Source organism: Sphingomonas sp. FG14 (genome assembly GCF_057809675.1).
The window spans coordinates 476594-495063 of sequence record NZ_JBMDKK010000002.1; the positions used below are offsets into that span (position 1 = coordinate 476594).

At 66.6% G+C, this 18470-nt stretch carries 12 protein-coding genes; 8 read left to right on the forward strand and 4 right to left on the reverse strand.

Translation table 11 applies throughout. The features are described 5' to 3' along the window. The first annotated feature begins 224 nt into the window (after positions 1–224). From ACODTA_RS10395 to ACODTA_RS10425, 7 genes are all read left to right on the forward strand, one after another. Positions 225–1721 carry a S10 family peptidase gene (locus ACODTA_RS10395; protein ID WP_489065835.1) on the forward strand — a complete coding sequence of 499 codons (1497 nt, stop codon included), beginning with the start codon at positions 225–227 and terminating at the stop codon, positions 1719–1721. Continuing rightward, positions 1718–3805: an amidohydrolase family protein gene (locus ACODTA_RS10400; protein WP_489065836.1), complete on the forward strand. Its 2088-nt coding sequence runs from the start codon at positions 1718–1720 to the stop codon at positions 3803–3805. The genes ACODTA_RS10395 and ACODTA_RS10400 overlap by 4 nt, the downstream gene beginning before the upstream one ends. Further along, positions 3795–5288 (forward strand): S10 family peptidase, encoded by a 1494-nt coding sequence (locus ACODTA_RS10405; RefSeq protein ID WP_489065837.1) that lies wholly within the window; start codon positions 3795–3797, stop codon positions 5286–5288. Before ACODTA_RS10400 ends, ACODTA_RS10405 begins: the two co-directional genes overlap by 11 nt. After that, the gene (locus ACODTA_RS10410) at positions 5285–6619 is read left to right on the forward strand and encodes an APC family permease (RefSeq protein WP_489065838.1); all 1335 of its coding nucleotides are present in this window, start codon (positions 5285–5287) and stop codon (positions 6617–6619) included. The genes ACODTA_RS10405 and ACODTA_RS10410 overlap by 4 nt, the downstream gene beginning before the upstream one ends. A 97-nt stretch (positions 6620–6716) precedes the next feature. Continuing rightward, positions 6717–7880: a pyridoxal phosphate-dependent aminotransferase gene (locus tag ACODTA_RS10415; protein WP_489065839.1), complete on the forward strand. Its 1164-nt coding sequence runs from the start codon at positions 6717–6719 to the stop codon at positions 7878–7880. Positions 7881–8161: 281 nt separating this feature from the next. Further along, positions 8162–10420 carry a TonB-dependent receptor gene (locus ACODTA_RS10420; protein ID WP_489065840.1) on the forward strand — a complete coding sequence of 753 codons (2259 nt, stop codon included), beginning with the start codon at positions 8162–8164 and terminating at the stop codon, positions 10418–10420. Between the two features lie 75 nt (positions 10421–10495). After that, positions 10496–12250, forward strand: a complete 1755-nt coding sequence (locus ACODTA_RS10425; protein ID WP_489065841.1) for a M61 metallopeptidase family protein — start codon at positions 10496–10498, stop codon at positions 12248–12250. A 16-nt stretch (positions 12251–12266) separates the two neighbouring features. On the opposite strand, the gene ACODTA_RS10430 is transcribed toward ACODTA_RS10425, so the two are convergent. The 4 genes from ACODTA_RS10430 to ACODTA_RS10445 are packed head-to-tail and all read right to left on the reverse strand — an operon-like array spanning position 12267 to position 13969. Beyond that, positions 12267–12920: a glutathione S-transferase family protein gene (locus ACODTA_RS10430; RefSeq protein WP_489065842.1), complete on the reverse strand. Its 654-nt coding sequence runs from the start codon at positions 12918–12920 to the stop codon at positions 12267–12269. A 19-nt stretch (positions 12921–12939) separates the two neighbouring features. Beyond that, complete coding sequence (locus ACODTA_RS10435) at positions 12940–13173, reverse strand: hypothetical protein (protein WP_489065843.1); 234 nt, start codon at positions 13171–13173, stop codon at positions 12940–12942. After that, entirely contained in the window at positions 13170–13610 is a 441-nt protein-coding gene (locus ACODTA_RS10440; protein WP_489065844.1) for an SRPBCC family protein, read from the reverse strand. The genes ACODTA_RS10435 and ACODTA_RS10440 overlap by 4 nt, the downstream gene beginning before the upstream one ends. Beyond that, on the reverse strand, positions 13607–13969 hold the full coding sequence (locus ACODTA_RS10445; RefSeq protein ID WP_489065845.1) for an ArsR/SmtB family transcription factor: 363 nt from the start codon (positions 13967–13969) through the stop codon (positions 13607–13609). Before ACODTA_RS10445 ends, ACODTA_RS10440 begins: the two co-directional genes overlap by 4 nt. 151 nt (positions 13970–14120) lie before the next feature. On the opposite strand from ACODTA_RS10445, the gene ACODTA_RS10450 reads away from it, so the two are divergent. Next, entirely contained in the window at positions 14121–18428 is a 4308-nt protein-coding gene (locus tag ACODTA_RS10450; RefSeq protein WP_489065846.1) for an autotransporter domain-containing protein, read from the forward strand. Positions 18429–18470: the final 42 nt, after the last annotated feature.

Consider the following 18470-nt stretch of genomic DNA (forward strand, 5'->3'; position numbering starts at 1 on the left):
AAATTTGCCGGTAATCCCGGCAATGCGCGTGAAACCTATTTTCCGATCGACGGCCCGGCTGCGATGGTGCTTCGGCGCGAGCCGGGTTCCGGCCAGCATTATCGGTCGATCCGGCAAGGGCGCCGGGGAAATTCTATGCGCGCTTCGGCCGGGTTCACACCATCTTCGCATAAGTATTTCGCGGGCGGGCCCATAAGGTGGCGGGATCGGAGGACCAATCGCAGATGAAAATCATCGGATCACAGCTTGCCCTGGCGTTCGGCACCGCGCTCGCGCTTTCCCTGGCGGCGCCGGCCACCGCACAGCAGCCCGGCGCCGGACCCGTCACCGATCAGGTCGATCATCCTGCCGTCGTCACGCGCCATCAGGGGCGCTTCGGCGGGCAGGCGGTCGCCTATACGGCGACGGTCGAGGGGATCGCGATCTCGACCGGCCAGAACGAAGCCGCGCGGATCGTCGGTTTCGCCTATACCCGCGACGGCGTCGATCCCGCGAAGCGGCCGGTGATGTTCCTGTTCAACGGCGGGCCGATCGTTGCCGCGCAATATCTGCATATCGGCGGCATCGGGCCGAAGCGGGTCGCCTATCCCGACGATATCCGCGCCGATCCGTCGACCTTCCGTCTGGTCGCCAACGAATTCTCACCGCTCGACGCGGTCGACATGGTGTTCGTCGATCCAGCCTCGACCGGTTTCAGCCGGGTCGCACCGGGCACCGATCCCAAAGCCTATTTCTCGGTCAAGGCCGATGCGCGCCAGTTCGCGGCCTATATCCGCGCCTGGCTGAAGCAGCATGGCCGCGAAGGATCGCCCGTCTATCTGACCGGCGAAAGCTATGGCACCAATCGCGCGGCGGAGATCGCCGGCCAGCTTGCCGCCGGCCCCGATCCGCTGCCGCTGGCGGGCATCTTCCTCTATGGCCAGGCCGCCAATATCATCGAATATTCGCAGCGCCCCGCCAACATCACCAGCTATGTCGCCTCGCTGCCGACGGTCGCGGCGATCGGCTGGTATCACGAGCGCGCCGATCGCAAGGGGCGGGGGCTCGATGCCTTCCTGGCCGATGCGCGCGCCTTCGCGAAGGGCGAGTATCTGACGGTGCTCTACCAGGGCAGCGCCGCGTCGGACGCTGACAAAAGGCGCGTCGCCGCGCGGCTGGCGGAGTTCAGCGGCATCCCCGCCGACTGGTATCTGGCCAATGGGCTGAAGATCACCAAGGAACGCTATCGCGCCGAATTGCTCAAGGATCGCGGCCTGCTGCTCGGCCGCGCCGATGCGCGCTACACCGCGCCCATCACAGACAAGGGCAATGGCCCCGATCCGTCGGACGTGCTGATGCAGGGCGTCCAGAAATTCCTGCCTATCTATCTGCGCGACGATCTGAAGGTGACGTGGAGCGATCCCTATGTGCCTGCTGTCGGCATCACCAGCCTGGAGGATTGGGGCTGGGGCGACGGCACGAGCCCCTTTGCGGACTGGCCCTATTATCAGGGGATCAGCGCGATGATGGCGCGCAACCCCGATTTCCGCCTGCTGATCGGCAACGGTATCTACGATACCCAGACGACGATGGGGGCCGCCGAACTGCTGGCGACGCAATCGGGCTGGGATCCGGCGCGGGTGACGCTGCGCTATTATGACGGCGGGCATACCGGCTATTCGGTGGCGGCGACCGCGAAGGCGATCGGCGACGATATCCGCACGCTGGTGCGCCGGCCATGAGGAGCGTTCTTTCCGCCGCGCTTGCCGCGACTTTGCTCGTCGCCGCGTCGCCCATGGCCTTTGCCGCGACCGAGCGGCTGTCGATCCTGTCCAACGGCGAGAGCGTCGGCTCGCTCGTCGTCGAAAGCGAGGGCGACCGCGCCACCGTCGACTATCGCGTCGACAATAACGGGCGCGGCCCCAAGCATCGCGAAGAACTGACCTTCGACGCGCAGGGCATCCCCACCGCCTGGACGATCAAGGGCACGTCGCTGATGGGCGGCACGGTCGACGAACGCTTCGCTTGGTCGGGCGGCCGCGCGCGCTGGACCAGCCAGGCCGACAGCGGCGCCGTCAAGGCGGATCGACCGCCGCTCTATGTGGTCAATGACGACAGTCCCTATGCGATCTGGGTCTATGCGCGCGCGGCGCTCGCGGCACCGGATCACAGTATCGCGGTGCTGCCCTCGGGCCGGATCAACATGGAGAAGCTGCGCACGCTGACCTTGGGCGAGGGCGCGGCCGCGACGCAGGTGACCGCGTGGCGGCTCACCGGGGTCCAGCTCAATCCCAGCTATCTGCTGCTCGACGGCGAACAGAAACTGTTCGCGCTGTTCGGCCCTTCTGCCGAAGGCACGACGATCCGCGCCGGCTATGAAGCGGCGGTGCCGCTGCTCGGCAAGCTCGGTTCGGAACTGGAGACCGAGCGCGCCCTGCAGCTCCAGCGGAAGTTGGCCCACCGTTTCGACGCGCCGGTGCGCGTGCGCAACGTCCGCGTCTTCGATCCGGACACGGGCGCGCTGTCGCCGCTGTCGAGCGTCGTCGTCATGCGCGACACGATCGCGCAGGTGACGGTGGAGGACGAGCGACCCGTGCCGGCCGACGAAGTGGTGATCGATGGCGAGGGTGGCACGCTCTATCCCGGCCTGCACGACATGCATTCGCACGCCACATTGCCCGCCAGGCTGATGTATCTCGCCGCCGGCGTCACCGCGACGCGCGACATGGGCAACGACAATGGCTTCCTTCAGGATCTGCTGACCAAGATCGATGCGGGTGAGGTTGCCTGGCCGCGCATCGTGGCCAATGGCTTTATCGAGGGGCGCAGCCCCTATTCGGCGCGCTTCGGCTTCATCCCGGCGACCGTGGAAGAGGCGCTGGGTAATGTGCGCTGGTACGCCGATCGCGGCTATGCCGAGATCAAGATCTACAATTCGATGAACCCCGACTGGATAAAGCCGATCGCGACGGAAGCGCATCGGCTGGGGCTGAAGGTGACGGGCCATGTGCCTGCCTTCACCACGCCCGACCGGGTGATCGCCGATGGCTATGACTCGATCGCGCATATCAACCAGCTCATGCTCGGCTGGATCCTGAAGCCGGGGGAGGACAGCCGCACGCCGCTGCGCCTGACCGCGATGGCGCGTGCTGGTTCGCTCGATCTGAATGCGGAGGCCGTCCAGCGCACCGTCGGGCTGATGAAGACGCATGGCACCGCGCTCGACACCACCGCCGTGATCCTGGAACAGTTGATGCTCAGCCGCGCGGGACAGGTGCCGCCGGGGCAGGAGGATTTCCTGCCGCACATGCCGATCGGCTTCCAGCGCTATCGCAAGCGCTCCTTCGTGACGATCGCCAACAAGGCGGAGGATGCCGCCTATCAGGCGGGCGTCGCCAAGATGCTGGAGACGATCGGGATGCTGCACGGACAGGGCATCCGTCTGCTGCCCGGCACCGACGACGCGACGGGTTTTTCGGTGCAGCGCGAGATCGAGCTCTATGTGAAGGCGGGGCTCACCCCGGCCGAGGCGTTGCGTGCCGGCACGCTGGGTGCGGAGGAGTTTCTGGGGCGGGCGGACCGGCTGGGCAGCATCGTGCGCGGCAAGCTCGCCGATTTCGTGCTGGTGCCCGGCGATCCGACGCGCGACATCACCGCGATCCGTCGTCCGCGCATGGTGATGAAGGGCGGCGTGGTCTATTTTCCGTCGGAGATCCACGCCGCGCTGGGCATCCAGCCCTTCACCACCGCGCCCGCGATCCGGCCGGCGGCAAAGTTGGCAAAGAAGGAAGGGGCCGATCATGGTGAGCATGCCGATGCGTATTGATCGCACGATCGCCGCGCTGGCGCTGATGCTGTCGGCGACGGCTGGACAGGCCCAGACGCCTCCGCCTCCGCCACAGCCGCTCGCGGAACCGCGGATCTACCGATCGGAGGGGCAGGCCGAGATCGGCGGAACGCGGCTGCGCTACGCCGCGGCCGTCGAGGAATTCCTGCTGCCTGGCGCGAGCATCTTCGCCACCAGCTATATCCGCAGCGACGTGAAGGACGCGACCGCTCGCCCGGTGATCTTCGCTTTCAACGGCGGGCCGGGTTCGGCGTCGATCTGGCTGCATCTGGGGCTGATGGCGCCGCGCCGCGTCGATTTTGACGATCCCGCGAACCCGCGCACCGTTCCGCCCTTCGCCACCGTCGCCAATCCGGACAGCCCGCTCGATATGGCCGATATCGTGCTGATCGATCCGCCGGGCACCGGCTATAGCCGCGTGCTGCCCGGCGCCAAGACCGAGCAATTTTACGGCGTTGAACAGGATGCGAGGGCGATGGTGGAGGTGGTGCGGCAATGGCTGCGCCGCCATGGCCGTGCCAATTCGCCCAAATATCTCGTCTCCGAAAGCTATGGCACGATCCGCGCGGCGGTGATGGCGCGGCTGATGGCAGGCGGGCCGACCCAGACGGGCGCGATGGACGGGCTGACGCTCAACGGCGTGGTGCTGCTCGGCCAGGCGCTCGACATGGCGCGCGGCGCCGAGGGCGACGACCGCGCCTATCTGGCCATCCTGCCATCGCTGGCCGCCACCGCCTGCCATTTCGGCAAGGTCGCCGCCGGCTGCACGGCGGAAGGGCAGGCGGATGCCGCGCGCCGCTTCATCGACAGCGGCTATCTCGCCGCGCTCCATGCCGGTTCGCGGCTGCCCGCTGATCGCAAGACGGCGGTCGCAGGCGAACTGTCGGCGCTGATCGGCATCGATCAGAAGGATATCCTCGCCGCCGATCTCCGCATGTCCGGCGCCGCGTTCGCGAAGCTGCTGCTCGCCGATCGGGGCCAGCGCGTCGGCATGTACGATGCGCGCTTCGTACTGCCGTCGAAGGGCGCGGGCAGCGATCCCGTCGCCGACGATCCGGCGATGGGCCAATATGTGCCGGGCTTCGTCGCCGCCTGGAACGATTATGCGGCAAGGACGCTGAAAGTGACGCTCGACCTGCCCTACGAGCCGATCGCCTTTCGCGAGGTCAACGGGCGTTGGGATTACGGCTTCGGCCCCGGCGTGCCGGTGGGCCGCAATTACGGCACCGATCTGGCAGCGGCGATGAGCCGCAATCCGGCGATGCGGCTGATGGTCGGCACCGGCTATTACGATCTCGTTACCCCGATCGGCAGCGCCGAGTATACGCTGACCCATGTCGGGGTGCCGCTATCGGCGACGCGCTTCCACGCCTATCCCTCGGGTCATATGCCCTATGTCGGCGCGGGCGCGCGCACTGCCTTGATCCGCGACCTGCGCGCCTTTGTGAGCGGCCGCGAATGATGGCGCCGGCTCAAGGGGGAACGCTGCGCAAGAGCGTCGGGCTGGTCGGCGTCGTCACCTTCGGCGCGGGCACCGCGATCGGCGTTTCGATCTTCTCGATCCTCCAGCCCACCGCACAGGTGGCGGGATCGGGGCTGCTCGCCGCGATCGGCGTGGCGGCGCTGCCGATGCTCGTCTTCGCGGTCGCCTATGCCTATCTCGGATCGGCGCTGCCGATTTCCGGGGCGTCCTATGAATGGCCGAAACGGTTCATCCATCCCGGCGTCGGCTTCATCATCGCCTGGCTGCGCATCGTCTCCAATGTCGGCGCGCTCACCATCCTCTCGCAGGTGATGATCAGCTATCTGGGCATGGTCGTGCCGGTGCCGCTCAAGCTCGGCATGGCGATCACCATCACCGCGGTCTTCGCGCTCAACTATGTCGGCGTGTCGATGGCGGCGCGCGTCCAGACGCAGTTGATGGCGCTGCTGCTGATCATCCTGGCAATCTTCGTCGCGACCGGCCTGCCGCATTTCGACGGTGCGCTGGTCGGCAATCCGCTCGATACCCCGCCGCTCGCCATCCTCGCGGTCGTGCCGCTGATGATCAGCCTGTTCCTGGGCATCGAATCCGCGGTCGAGATCGGAGAGGAAGTGCGCGATGCAGAGCGCAACGTGCCGCTCGGCATTGCGCTGGCGATCGGGCTGACCGCTCTGGTCTATGGCCTGGTCGCGGTCACCGCGCTCGGCCTGGTCGGACCGGAGGCGCTGGCGAAAAGCACGGCGCCGCTGCTTGATGCCGCCAGGGTGCCGCTGGGCGATCTCGCGGTGCCGCTGATCGTCGGCGCCGCCTGTTTCTCGATCATCAAATCGATGAACGCCGCCGCGCTCACTTTCTCGCGCAGCCTGTTCGCGATGGGCCGCAACGGCGCTCTGCCGCAGGCGATCGGTGCGATCCATCCGCGCTTCGGCACGCCGCACCGGGCGATCCTGTTCGGCTATGTCTGTGCGATGTCCGGCCTGTTGATGCCGCCCAGCCTGATTTTCCTGCTGCTGGCGGTGAATGTGCCGACGATGCTCAAATATATGGCCTGTTCCTATTCGGCGACGGTGGTGGCGGGCCACCACCCCGATATACATGCCCGTTCGGCGCTGCGTCTGTCGCGTGGCACTGTCGTGGCGGTCGGCTATGCCGGCGTCGTCTGTGCCTTGCTCGTCGGCGTGTTCGGGGTGGAGGCGGATCCGCGTCCCTATCTGCTGGTCGGCTGCTGGCTGGTGGTCGGGCTGATCTATTGGTTCGCCAAGGGTCGGCGGGACTCCGCCGATCACGCCAAGCGCGCTTTGGGCGAATAGCTGCGCAAATTATGCGCAATCGGCGCCGGTGCGCGCGAGATCGAATAATTAGTGCCCGTCGCGCGCGGTAGAAAACCCCATGTTCAAGGATGATCACATGATGCCGGCGATGCCCGAGGGCGAGAGCTATGCGCAATGGGTGCGCGGCGCGCTCGCCATGGCCCGCGCGCGAGACGGGCAGGCGGTGAGCCTGTTCGAAAGCTCGGTTCCCGAACCGCGCGAACTGTTGCGGCAGATGGTGCTGGAAACGGCGGAGCCGCGCTTCTCTCGCTATTATGTGAGCGCGTTCGGTGACGGCAATCCGTTCGTGCGCGCGATGCTGGCCGAACGCTATGGCGTCGATCGTGAGCAACTGCTCTGCACCACCGGTGCCACCGGCGGCCTGTCGCTGATCTACCGCGCCTTTGTCCGCCCCGGCGATCATGTGCTCGTCGAAACCCCCGGTTTCGACCTGTTCACCTATCTTGCCCAGGCGTCCGGGGCCGCGATCGGCAGCTTTCGCCGTCATGGCGACCGTTTCATGATCGATCCTGCCGAGGTGGAGGCGCGGCTGCGCCCCAATACGCGGCTGGTGGTACTCTCCGACCTGCATAATCCGTCAGGCATGGCGACCCCGCAGCCGGTTCTGAGGGCGCTGGCCGAACTGGCTGAACGGCGCGGCTTTCTGCTCGTCGTCGACGAAGTCTATGGCGATTATGCCCCGAAGGAGCGACGCCCGGCCGCCGCCGCCGCGCTGTCGCCCGCAGTCATCAGCCTGTCGAGCCTGACCAAGATCTATGGGCTGGGCGTGCTGCGCTGCGGCTGGATCGTCGGCGCACCGGCCGTGGTGGAAACGCTGCGCCGGTTGAACGGTCAGATCGAGTTCGGCATCTCGACCCTGTCGCACGCGGTGGCGGCGCATGTGCTCGACAATGCCGGCGTGTTCGAGGGGAATGCGCGGGGCGTCGTCGCACGCTGCCGTCCGCGCTTTCAGGCCTGGTTCGAAGCGATGGTGGCCGAAGGGCTGATGGGCGGCGAGCTGCCGGACGATGGCTGTATCTGCTTCCCATCATTGCCCGGCATCGCTGACAGCCGCGCCTTTTCCGAATGGCTGGTCGAACGCTCGGGCGTGATCGTGGCGCCCGGCGAATATTTCGGCGCACCCGGCCGCATCCGCATCGGCTTTTGTCAGGAAGACGATCGGCTCGATGCGGGCCTTGCGGGATTGGAAGAGGGGCTACGTGCCTATGCGCGTGCGCCGCAACCGGTGACGGGCCGGTGAAGGCGCGGGAAATCTTGACCGGTCAGGCGCGCGATCCGCGAAAACTTATGCACGATGCGGGTCGCGAGCCCCGATTTCGAATAAATATGGCGGTGGCGCGCCGGTAAAATTCGCCTGGCCTCGAACAAGGGAGGCTCGTCGGGGAGGGCGGCATGATCGCGGTTTCCCGTTGGGCTGGAGAGAGAGGCCAGATCGGATGGACGATCCCCGCCACGCGGATCGGACGCCCGAACAGATTCAGTGGAGGCCAGAAAATGAAGAACCAGAAACTTGCTATTTCCATGTCCGCGGCGATCCTCGCCCTGACCGTGTCGATGCCCGCCATCGCGCAGGATCCGCAGGGCGCCGAGACGGCGGAGGGTGCGGTCGACTCCGGCGAGATCATCGTCACCGCGCAGAAGCGCGCCGAGCGTCTGATCGACGTGCCGGTCGCGATCAGCGCGATTTCGGCGGAAACGCTGACGACGCAGAATATCAATCGCCTCTCGGAATTCTTCGATCGCGTGCCCGGCCTTCAATATTCGGGCCAGCGCGTCTCCTCGATCGCCTTGCGCGGCGTCACCACCGGCGGTGCGACCTCGCCCACCGTCGCGCTGCTGGTCGACGACGTCCAGTTCGGCGGCACCACCGGCACCGGCCAGCCGCCGCTCCCCGATTTCGACGCCAGCGCCGTCAGCCGGGTTGAAGTGCTGCGCGGCCCGCAGGGCACGCTCTATGGCGCATCGAGCCTGGGTGGCCTGATCAAATATGTGCTGAAGGAGCCCGATACGCGCGAATTCTCCGGCCGGATCGAACTGGGCGGCACCGCCGTCTCGCATGGCGACACCGGCTATGCGCTGCGCGGATCGATCAATGTGCCGATCACCGATTGGCTGGCCGTCGCCGGCAGCGCCTTCAAGCGCGACGACGCGGCTTGGCTCGACAATATCAATCCCAAGGCGCTGAAGGCGAAGAACGTCAACACGCGCGAGGTCTGGGGCTTCCGGGGCGCGGCGCTGATCAAGCCGGCGGACAATCTCCGCATCGTGCTTTCGGCGCTTCGCCAGAAGCAGGATGCGATGAACAGCGATCTCGCCATCACCTCCGGCGGCGTTCCGATCTGCGCGGCCTGCACGCTCACCACTTCGCCGACGCGCACGACCGCCGTCACCACCTTCGATCCGGTCTATGGCGATCTGACGCTCAATGCGCTCGATTCGATCAACAAGGCGAAGTTCCAGCTCTACACCGCGCGCGCCGAACTCGACCTGGGCGGCGTCAACGTCACCTCGATCAGCGCGTGGAGCCGCGCGGACAATGTCATCACCAGCGATGTCAGCGCCGTGTTCGGCGGCCTGCTGCGCTCGCTCTATGGCCTGGCGACCGCGCCGACGGTGCAGATCGCCAATGCCGACCGCACGCATAAATTCTCCCAGGAACTGCGCTTCAGCGGCGATATCGGCACCAGCTTCAGCTGGCTGGCCGGTGGCTTCTACACCATCGAGCATGCCGCGACCGATCAGACGCTGATCGCCTCGGGCAGCCTCGACGCGCGGCCCTATATCGGTGAAGGCCCGGGCAGCTATCGCGAATATGCGGGCTTCGCCGATCTGACCTGGCATGCCACCGACAAGCTCGATATCCAGGTTGGCGGCCGCTATTCGCGCAACAAGCAGCACAATGAATCGACGCTCAACACATCGGCGACGGTGGCGCCGGTCTTCGGATCGGGCACGACGATCGGCGATTCGAAGGACAGCGCCTTCACCTGGCTGATCTCGCCCAATTATCACTTCTCGCGCGACATCATCGCCTATGCCCGCATCGCCACCGGCTATCGCCCGGGCGGCCCGAACATCGCGGCGCCGCCCTCGGTGGACGGCTCGTTCGGTCCCGATCGCGTGCTCAACTATGAACTGGGCTTCAAGGGCAAGGTCGTTCCCGGCCTGCTGACGATCGACGCATCGCTGTTCCAGATCGACTGGAAGAACATCCAGCTCCAGGGCACGGATTCGGTGAGTTCGCTCACCTTCCTGACCAACGGCGGCAAGGCGCGCAGCCGCGGCCTGGAATTCGCGGCGAACCTGACGCCCTGGGCGGGCATGAGCATCGACACCAACCTGACCTTCACCGATGCCACGCTGACGCAGGACCTGCCGACGCTGGCGGGCGCCACCGGGCTCAGGGGGCTGGCGGGCGATCGGCTGCCGTTCGCGGCGAAGGTCACGGCCAATATCACGGCGCAGCAGAGCTTCGCGCTGACCGAGACGCTGGAAGGCAATCTCGGCTTCACGGTGATCTATGTCGGCGATCGCGCCGGCACCTTCGTCACCAACGCCGCCAATGCGACGCGCCCGCGCATCCTGCTGCCCGAATATACCAGCGTCGATATCCGCGGCGGCCTGGTTTACGACAAGGACTGGAGCGTCAACCTGTTCATCCGCAACCTGTTCGACAAGCGCGGCGTGACCGCGGCGGACAATCGGAACGGCGTGAACGTGCCGACCGCCTTGTTCACCCAGCCGCGCACCTTCGGCGTCACGCTGGCGCGGTCGTTCTAAAAGTCCTTGTCCATCATCCCGGCTTTTGCCGGGATGATGGAAGGTTCAATCTGACGAAGGATCGGGGCGGGCGTGATGCGGCTGGCATTGATCATCATGGGCCTGGCCTCCGCGCCGCTCCTCGCCGCACCGGCGCAGGCGCAACCCGCATTGTCGCTGACTCTGGCCCCGCTTGCGGCGCGCAAGGCACCGGCGCGGATCGAGACCGTGCGGGTGACGCTGCGCCTGGACGGGATCGTGGCCGGGCCGGGCGAGGTATTGCTGCGCCTGCCCAAGGTCGCCAGCAATGTCGACACCGTCGCCACGGTGATCGGTCATCTCTCCGCGCGCGATGCGGCAGGGCAGTTGCGGCTGAGTGCCCGCGACGTCGACTTGCCTGAAACCGGGATGCGCGATGCGGTGGGCGGCGGCCCGTCGCGTGAATGGATCGCCGATCGCGCGGTGCGCGGGCCGGTGACCGTGGTCTACGACGTGCCCGCCCATGCGACCCTGCCGCCGCGCGGCCCCGCGCCGCCCTTCGCCTTTTCCGCCGATGGCGGCGGGGTTTCGGCGGCGGGCCATGTCTTCCTGCTGCTGCCGCCGGGCGACCATCGCTACCGTGCCACGTTCGGCTGGGATCTGTCGCGCGCGCCCAAGGGCAGCCGGGGCGTCAGTTCGCTGGGGGAGGGGACCGTCGCCGCCGCCGAACCACTCGACGGCAGCGAATTGCGCATGAGCTTCTTCATGGGCGGGCGGATCGGCACCTGGCCGCCGAAGGGGCAAAGCCCTTCGGCGGGCTTTTTCGGCGCGTGGCAGGGTTCGCCCGGCTTCGACGCGTCCGCGCTGCTCGGCTGGACGGGCAAGCTTTACGATCATTATGTGCGCTTTTTCGGCCAGACGGGCACCCAGCCCTATGGTGTTTTCCTGCGCCACAATCCGATCAATGCGGGTGGTGGCGTCGGCCTTCATCGATCCTTCGTCACCACCTTCGGCAAGGGGCGCGGATCGGACGTGAGCAGGATCCGCCTGACCCTTGCGCACGAGATGTTCCACACCTTCCAACCCTTCATCGCCCAGCCGGCGGGGCTGGAATCCTCGTGGTTCGGCGAAGGGCTGGCGACCTTCTACCAGGCGCGGCTGCCGTTTCGCTTCGGCATGCTGAGCCCGGATGCGTATCTGGCCGACATCAACTGGACGGCGGCGCGCTATTATACCAGTAGCATGGCGACCGTGCCCAATACGCAGGTGCCGCTGCGCTTCTGGGCCGACACGCGCGTACGCACGCTCCCCTATGACCGGGGCATGCTCTATTTCGTGACCGTCGACGACGCGCTGCGCAAGGCGAGCGGCGGCAAGACAACGCTCGACACGCTGATGCTCGCCATGCTGGCGATCGAGAAGGCGGGCAAGGCGACCACCAACGCCGATTGGGAGAAGCTGCTTGGCCAGCATCTGGGGCAGGCGGCGGTGGAGGATTTTCGCGCCTTCCTGAGCGGGCGCATGCCGGTGCCGGCATCCGACGCCTTCGGCCCCTGCTTCCGTCGCACGACGCGCGCGCTGCGCCGCTATGAACTGGGCTTCGCCACCGACGTGCTCGCCCGGCCCAAACGTATCGTCGAAGGGCTGGTGCCCGGATCGGCGGCGGCGCAGGCGGGCCTGCGCGACGGCGACGAGATCGTCGATCCGGTGCCGCAGGACGGCATCCAGGGCGAGCAGGCGGAAATGCTCCACCTGCGTATCCGCCGTGACGGCAAGCTATTCCCGATCGCCTATCTGCCAAGGGGCGAGACGGTCGACGCCTATCAATGGGAACGCGTGCCCGGCAGCGAGGGGATCGCCTGCGCGCTTTGATAGGCGGTCGGGATGTTCAGGCGGTAGGCGGCTCGTTCCCTTCGAACGATCGCAGTTGATCCGCCAGCGCCTTGGCGAAGGCCGGGCGAGCCATGCAGCGGCCGCGATAGGCGGCGAGCCTGGGGCGGCGTTCAACCAGATCGGTATGTTCAAGGTCGCGCAGCACCGTCGTCATCAGCAAGTCGCCGGCACTGAACCGGCCCTCCAGATAATCGCGATCACCCAGCCATCCCTCGAGCAACGACAGCTTTTCCTCGATCATCTCGACCACGGCGGGGCGACGCGCGGCCGCCCAGGCTTCGCCTTCGGCGAAGATGTCGATATCGGCGAGATTGGCGATCGCGGGCTCGACCGAATTGAGCGCGGCGAACATCCATGCTTCGGCGCGCGCGCGTCCCGCAGGATCGATCGGCATCAGGGCTTCGGAACGCCGCGCGATCCCGAGAACGATCGCGCCGGATTCGAACAGCAATGCGCCATTCTCCTCGATCGCCGGCACCTGACCGAAGGGCTGGATCGCCAGATAGTCCGGCGCCGTCTTCTCCTCCAGCCCGATCAGTCGTTCGCGATAGGGGATGCCGGCCTCTTCCAGCGCCCAGCGGACGCGCAAGTCGCGTACATACCCCTTCGCGAAATCGGGTACCCAGCGAAAGGCGTAGAGCGTGATCATCATCGATCCTCCTGTGATGTCATTCCAATGGCCGGCCGCACCACGCATGGACGGGCCGATCCGGAATTCGCGCATGATCCTTCGGATCCGGGGCGGTGGCGCCGGCGAGCGCGAGCACCGGTATGACGAGCAGCATGCCACCGCTGGCGGTGCGCAGAGATCGCGGCAGGTTGCCTAGCCATCGCCTGGCGCCGATCAGGAAGGTGGTGAACAGGCCAAGGACGCCGCAACACAGCATGGCGGATCCTCTCAAATGACCGTGAAGTGCCGCACCAGCTTGTCGAGCGCGCCATTCCAGCCTTCCTCATGGCTGATCCGCGAGGCTTCGCTCTTCAGGCGGGCATGGGTGAATGTCAGCTCCGTGCCGGTCTCGATCGGGCGCAGGTCGATCTCGACGCGCGATTCCTCACCTGCCTCCTCCGGCTCTCCGCCACCCGTCCATCGCCAGCTCATCGCCAGCCGGACGGGCCTGTCGACCTCCAGATACTCGCCCATGCTTTCATGCTCGCTGCCGTCGAGCATGCGGAAGCGCACCTTGAAGCGACCGCCGACGCGGAGATCGGTTTCCGCCAATAATACCGGGCCGTCGTCCGGCCCCCACCAGCAGGCGATGCCCTCGGGCGTCGTGAGCGCGTCGAACACGATCGATGGCCGTGCCGCGATGCGGCGCACGATGGTCAGGCTGGTCATGCGTCATTCTCCCGCGCGACCGCCGCTCGTTCCTCAGCTTCGGCATAGGCGGTCAGGCGGTCGAGGCTCGTCGACCAGAAGCGCTCATATCTGCGGAGCCAGTTCATCGCTTCCTCCATTGGGGCTGGCGCCAGCCGCACCGCGACGGTGCGCCCGGTCTTGGAACGCGCGATCAGCCCGGCATCGCCGAGCACGTCGAGATGCTTCATCACCGCCGGCAGCTTGATCGCGAACGGGCGCGCCAGTTCGGTCACGGAAACGCTGTCCTCGCGCTCGAGCCGCGCCAGGATCGCGCGCCGGGTTGGATCGACAAGCGCCGCGAAGACGCGATCGAGGCCGGATTCTGGAAGCTTCACCATATAGTGAAGTATTGATCGTTGCCTTTGGATTGTCAAGTCGGCCACATCCGCTGGAACGCGGCTGTAACGGAACCGTCATAGCTGTCACAAAAGGATCAAGCAGCGCCCCTATCGCCGCACGAATCGGATTTTCCGTGAATTGGGGGTGACCATGAAATTGCGTGTCGAGACGAGCCGGATCGCGCTTGCTGCTGGAGTGCTGACCTCGATTGTGATGGTGGCGACGCCCGTCGCGGCGCAGACCCATCATGTCGTTCCCGGCGGCACGACCGACACCGCGCAAAAGACCGTGGCGGGCACCGACAGCATCACCGTTCAGGCGGGGGGCACGCTGCAGACCACGACCAATCCGGCGATCAACTGGAATAACGCCTCGACCGGCTTGGTCATCACCAATTCGGGCACGATCCGCACCACAAATGCCAGTGGCCGCGCGATCAACGCCTCGGGCGACGGCAATGTCCGCTCGATCACGCTCACCAACAATGCGGGCGCGGTGATCGAAAGCGCCGACGACGCGTTCCGCATCAACGTGAATCCGACGGGCGGCAGCATCACCGTCGACAATTACGGGATCATCCGCACGACCACGGCCGGCCAGGCGCTCGATTTCGACGCGGTCGCCAGCGACGCCGCGACCATCGTCATCAACAATCATGCGGACGCCGAGCTGCGCTCGATCGGGCAGGACGCGATCCGGCCGGGGCAGGGCGCCGTCGTCACCAATGCCGGCCTGATCCGTTCGGACGGTGCATCCAACAACAGCTTCGACGGCATCGACTGGCAGGCGCGTTCCGGCAAGGTGATCAATCAGGCGGGCGGCGTCATCTCCGGTCTTCGCCACGGCATCACCAGCGACACCAGTGTCGACGTGATCAATGCGGCGGGCGCCACGATCACCGGCCGCAACGGATCGGGCGTCGGTTCCGATGGTGACGGCATTGTCGTCAATTACGGTACGATCACCGGCCAATGGGATGGCGTTGCCACCAATGGCGATGGTGACGGCGTCGATATCGACCTGGTCGGCACCATCCGCAATTTCGGCACGATCGAGGGGCTGAGCGCGGCGGGTGTCGATTCCGGCGGCAGCCCCAATGGCGCGCAGGGCATCGCGATGGGCGGCGGCCTGATCGAGAATGCCGCGGGCGCATCGATCGTCGGCGGCGCCGACGCGATCCTTATCGACGACGGTTCGGGCGGTGGCGCCTATGGCGCGACCACGATCACGAATGCCGGCACGATCCGCGGGCTTGGCGGCATGGGCGTTGTGCTTGTCGGCGATTTCGCTGACACGATCACCAATTCCGGCACCATCGCAGGCACCACCGCCGCGCTCGACATGGGCGCGGGCAACGACACGCTCAACGTTCAGGGTGGCGCGGTCTTCACCGGTGCCGTCAATGGCGGCGCCGGCATCGACCGGATCAATTTCAATGGAAGCGGCGATTTCGCGGGTGCTGCCGGCTTCGAGCAGGTCGCCGTCCAGACCGGTACCTGGAACCTGACCGGTGCGCTCGCCGCCGACAGCTACCAGGTGGACAAGGGCGCAACCCTGACCAGCGCGATGAGCGCGACCATCGCCTCGACCGCGACGCCGCTCACCATCAGCAATTCGGGCACCATCGCCAACACCAATGCCACCGGTCGCGCGATCAACATCGCCGGATCGAACAATGCGCGTGATATCACCATCACCAACAATGCCGGCGCCGTGATCCAGAGTGCCGACGATGCCGTACGCGTGAACTTCAATCCCACGGGCGGCACGATCACGCTGAACAATGCGGGCATCATCAAGACGACCAATGGCGGCCAGGCGATCGATTTCGACGCCGCCGCATCGGGCGGCGCCACCATCGTCATCAACAATCTGGCGGGCGGCGAACTGCGTTCCTTCGGCCAGGATGCGATCCGGCCGGGGCAGGGCGCCGTCGTCACCAATGCCGGGCTCATCTATTCGGATGGTCCCGCCAACAACAATTATGACGGCGTCGACTGGCAGGGCAAATCGGGCAAGGTGATCAACCAGGCGGGCGGTGTCATTTCCGGCCTGCGCCACGGCATCACCAGCGACGTGAATGTCGATGTGACCAATGCGGCGGGCGCCACGATCATCGGCCGCAACGGGTCCGGCGTTGGGTCCGATGGCGGCGGCACCGTCGTCAACAACGGCACGATCGTCGGCCGATGGGATGGCGTCGCGACGAATGGCGATGGCGATGGCGTCGATATCGACCTGATCGGCACCGTTCGCAATTTCGGCACGATCCGCGGCATCAGCGCGACCGGGGTCGATTCGGGCGGCCGGCCGAACAGCGCGCAGGGCATCGCGATGGGCGGCGGCCTGATCGAGAATGCGGCAGGCGCGCTCATCAGCGGCGGTCGCAACGGCATACTGATCGATGATGGCGCCGATAACGGTGCCTATGGCGCGACGACGATCGTCAACGCCGGCCGGATCGAGGGGCTTGCCGGTCCCGCGATCACCTTTGTCGGGGATTTTGCCGACACGATCACCAATTCGGGCACAATCGCCGGTACTGGCGGCGTCGCGATCCAGATGGGTGGTGGCAATGATATGCTCAACCTGCTGACCGGATCGGTCATCACCGGCAGTGTCGATGGCGGCGCCGGCAGCGACACCGTCACGCTTGGCGGCACCGGCAATGGCAGCTTCGCGGGCTCGGTCAATTTCGAGCGTCTCGCGGTCGCGTCGGGCAACTGGACCTTGAGTGCGGCCTCCAGCTTCAGCGACGGCACCACCATCGCGGGGGGCGCCACGCTGACCGGCAACAGCACCACGCTGACCGGCGCGATCGCCAATGCCGGCACGCTCCGCGTCGATCAGGCCGATACCGGTACCCTTGCGGCGACGCTGACCGGCACGGGGCTGCTCCAGAAGCTGGGTGCGGGCACGCTCTCCATCGGCGCGCAGCCGGGCTTTGCCGGCCCGGTCGACATACTCGCCGGCCGCCTCAATATACTGGGCGTGATGCCGTCGGCGGTTCGCGTGGCGAATGGCGCGACGCTGGGCGGCACCGGCACCATCGCGGGCGCGACCGTCCAGTCCGGTGCGACGATCGCGCCGGGCACCGGTGTCGGCACGCTCACCATCACCGGACAACTCGTCCAGGAAGCCGGATCGACCTATGCGGCCGAGATCATGTCAGGCGGTGCGGACCGGATCGCGGTGGGCAGCATCGCGACGATCCGATCGGGTGCGACGCTGGCGGTCACGCGTGCGGCCGGCGATTACACGGTCGGCTCGCGCTACACGCTGCTGACCGCGGCAGGTGGCGTCAGCGGCAATTACACGATGACGCAGAATGCCCTGGGCAACACCGAGCTACGGCTGGGATCGAACGCCAACGCGATCTATGTCGATGTCGTGCGCACCGGCGCTTCGCTGGCGCTGCTCGGCCTCAATCCCAACCAGGTGAACACCGCGACCGCGTTCGGCACCCTGGGTGTGGCCAATCCGGCCTATGCCGCGCTGACGCTGATTCCGAGCGACGATGCCGTGCGTTCGGGGCTCGACCTGCTCTCCGGCGAGGTCCACGCGTCGGTCGGCACCGCGATGGTGCTCAATGCGATCGCGGCGGAAGCTTCATTGGCGCCCCGTTTCGCGGTGGATGCGGAGGGGCCGGCGATCTGGGGCCAGTTCGTCGCGTCGAGCGATGAGGATTCGGGCGTGCTTGGTGCGGCGGATGCCGAACGCGAAACCACCGGCGGGATCGGCGGGATCGATTTCGGCTTCGCTTCAGGCGCGCGCGTCGGCATCGCCGGAGGCTTCACCAGCGAGGACATGACGGTCTCGGCGCGGCGCAGCACCGCGAAGCTGGAGACGGTGCATGTGATGGCCTATGCCGGCGGCCGCTTCGGCGGCGTCAATCTGCGTGGCGGCATCGGCTATGGCCGGGTGGATGTCGGCACCGTTCGCGACATCGCCTTCGCCGGCTTCAACGATCACGTGGTGGCCGATTACAAGGGCCGCACGCTGCACGGCTTCGCGGAGATCGGCATGCCGATCGCGGTGAAGGGCGGCGCGGTCGAGCCCTTCGCGGGCCTTGGCGTGTATCGGGTGAAGATCGACGGCTTCAACGAAGTCGGCGGCCCCGTCGCGCTGCGCGTCGCGGAGCGTGAGGACACGTTCGGCCTTGGCAAGCTGGGCGTGAAGGGATCGACCCCCATCGTCGGCGGACTTTCCGGCCGTGGCAGCTTGGCGTGGCAGCATGTGTTCGGTGATCTGGTTTCGACCAGCGTCCACGGCTTCGGTACCTCGGCCGCCAGCTTCGGCATCACGGGCACCGCGCTGTCGCGCGATGCCGCTGCGGCGACGGTCGCGCTCGACTGGCGGATGAGCAAAGCCGCGACGCTTTCGGTCTCCTATGATGGGCTGATCGGCAAGAACGGTTCGCAGAGCAACGGTCGCCTGACGCTGTCGATCGGTTTCTAGGCGCGTCGACGCACCGCCGATCGGTTTCGTGCAACGGTCGGG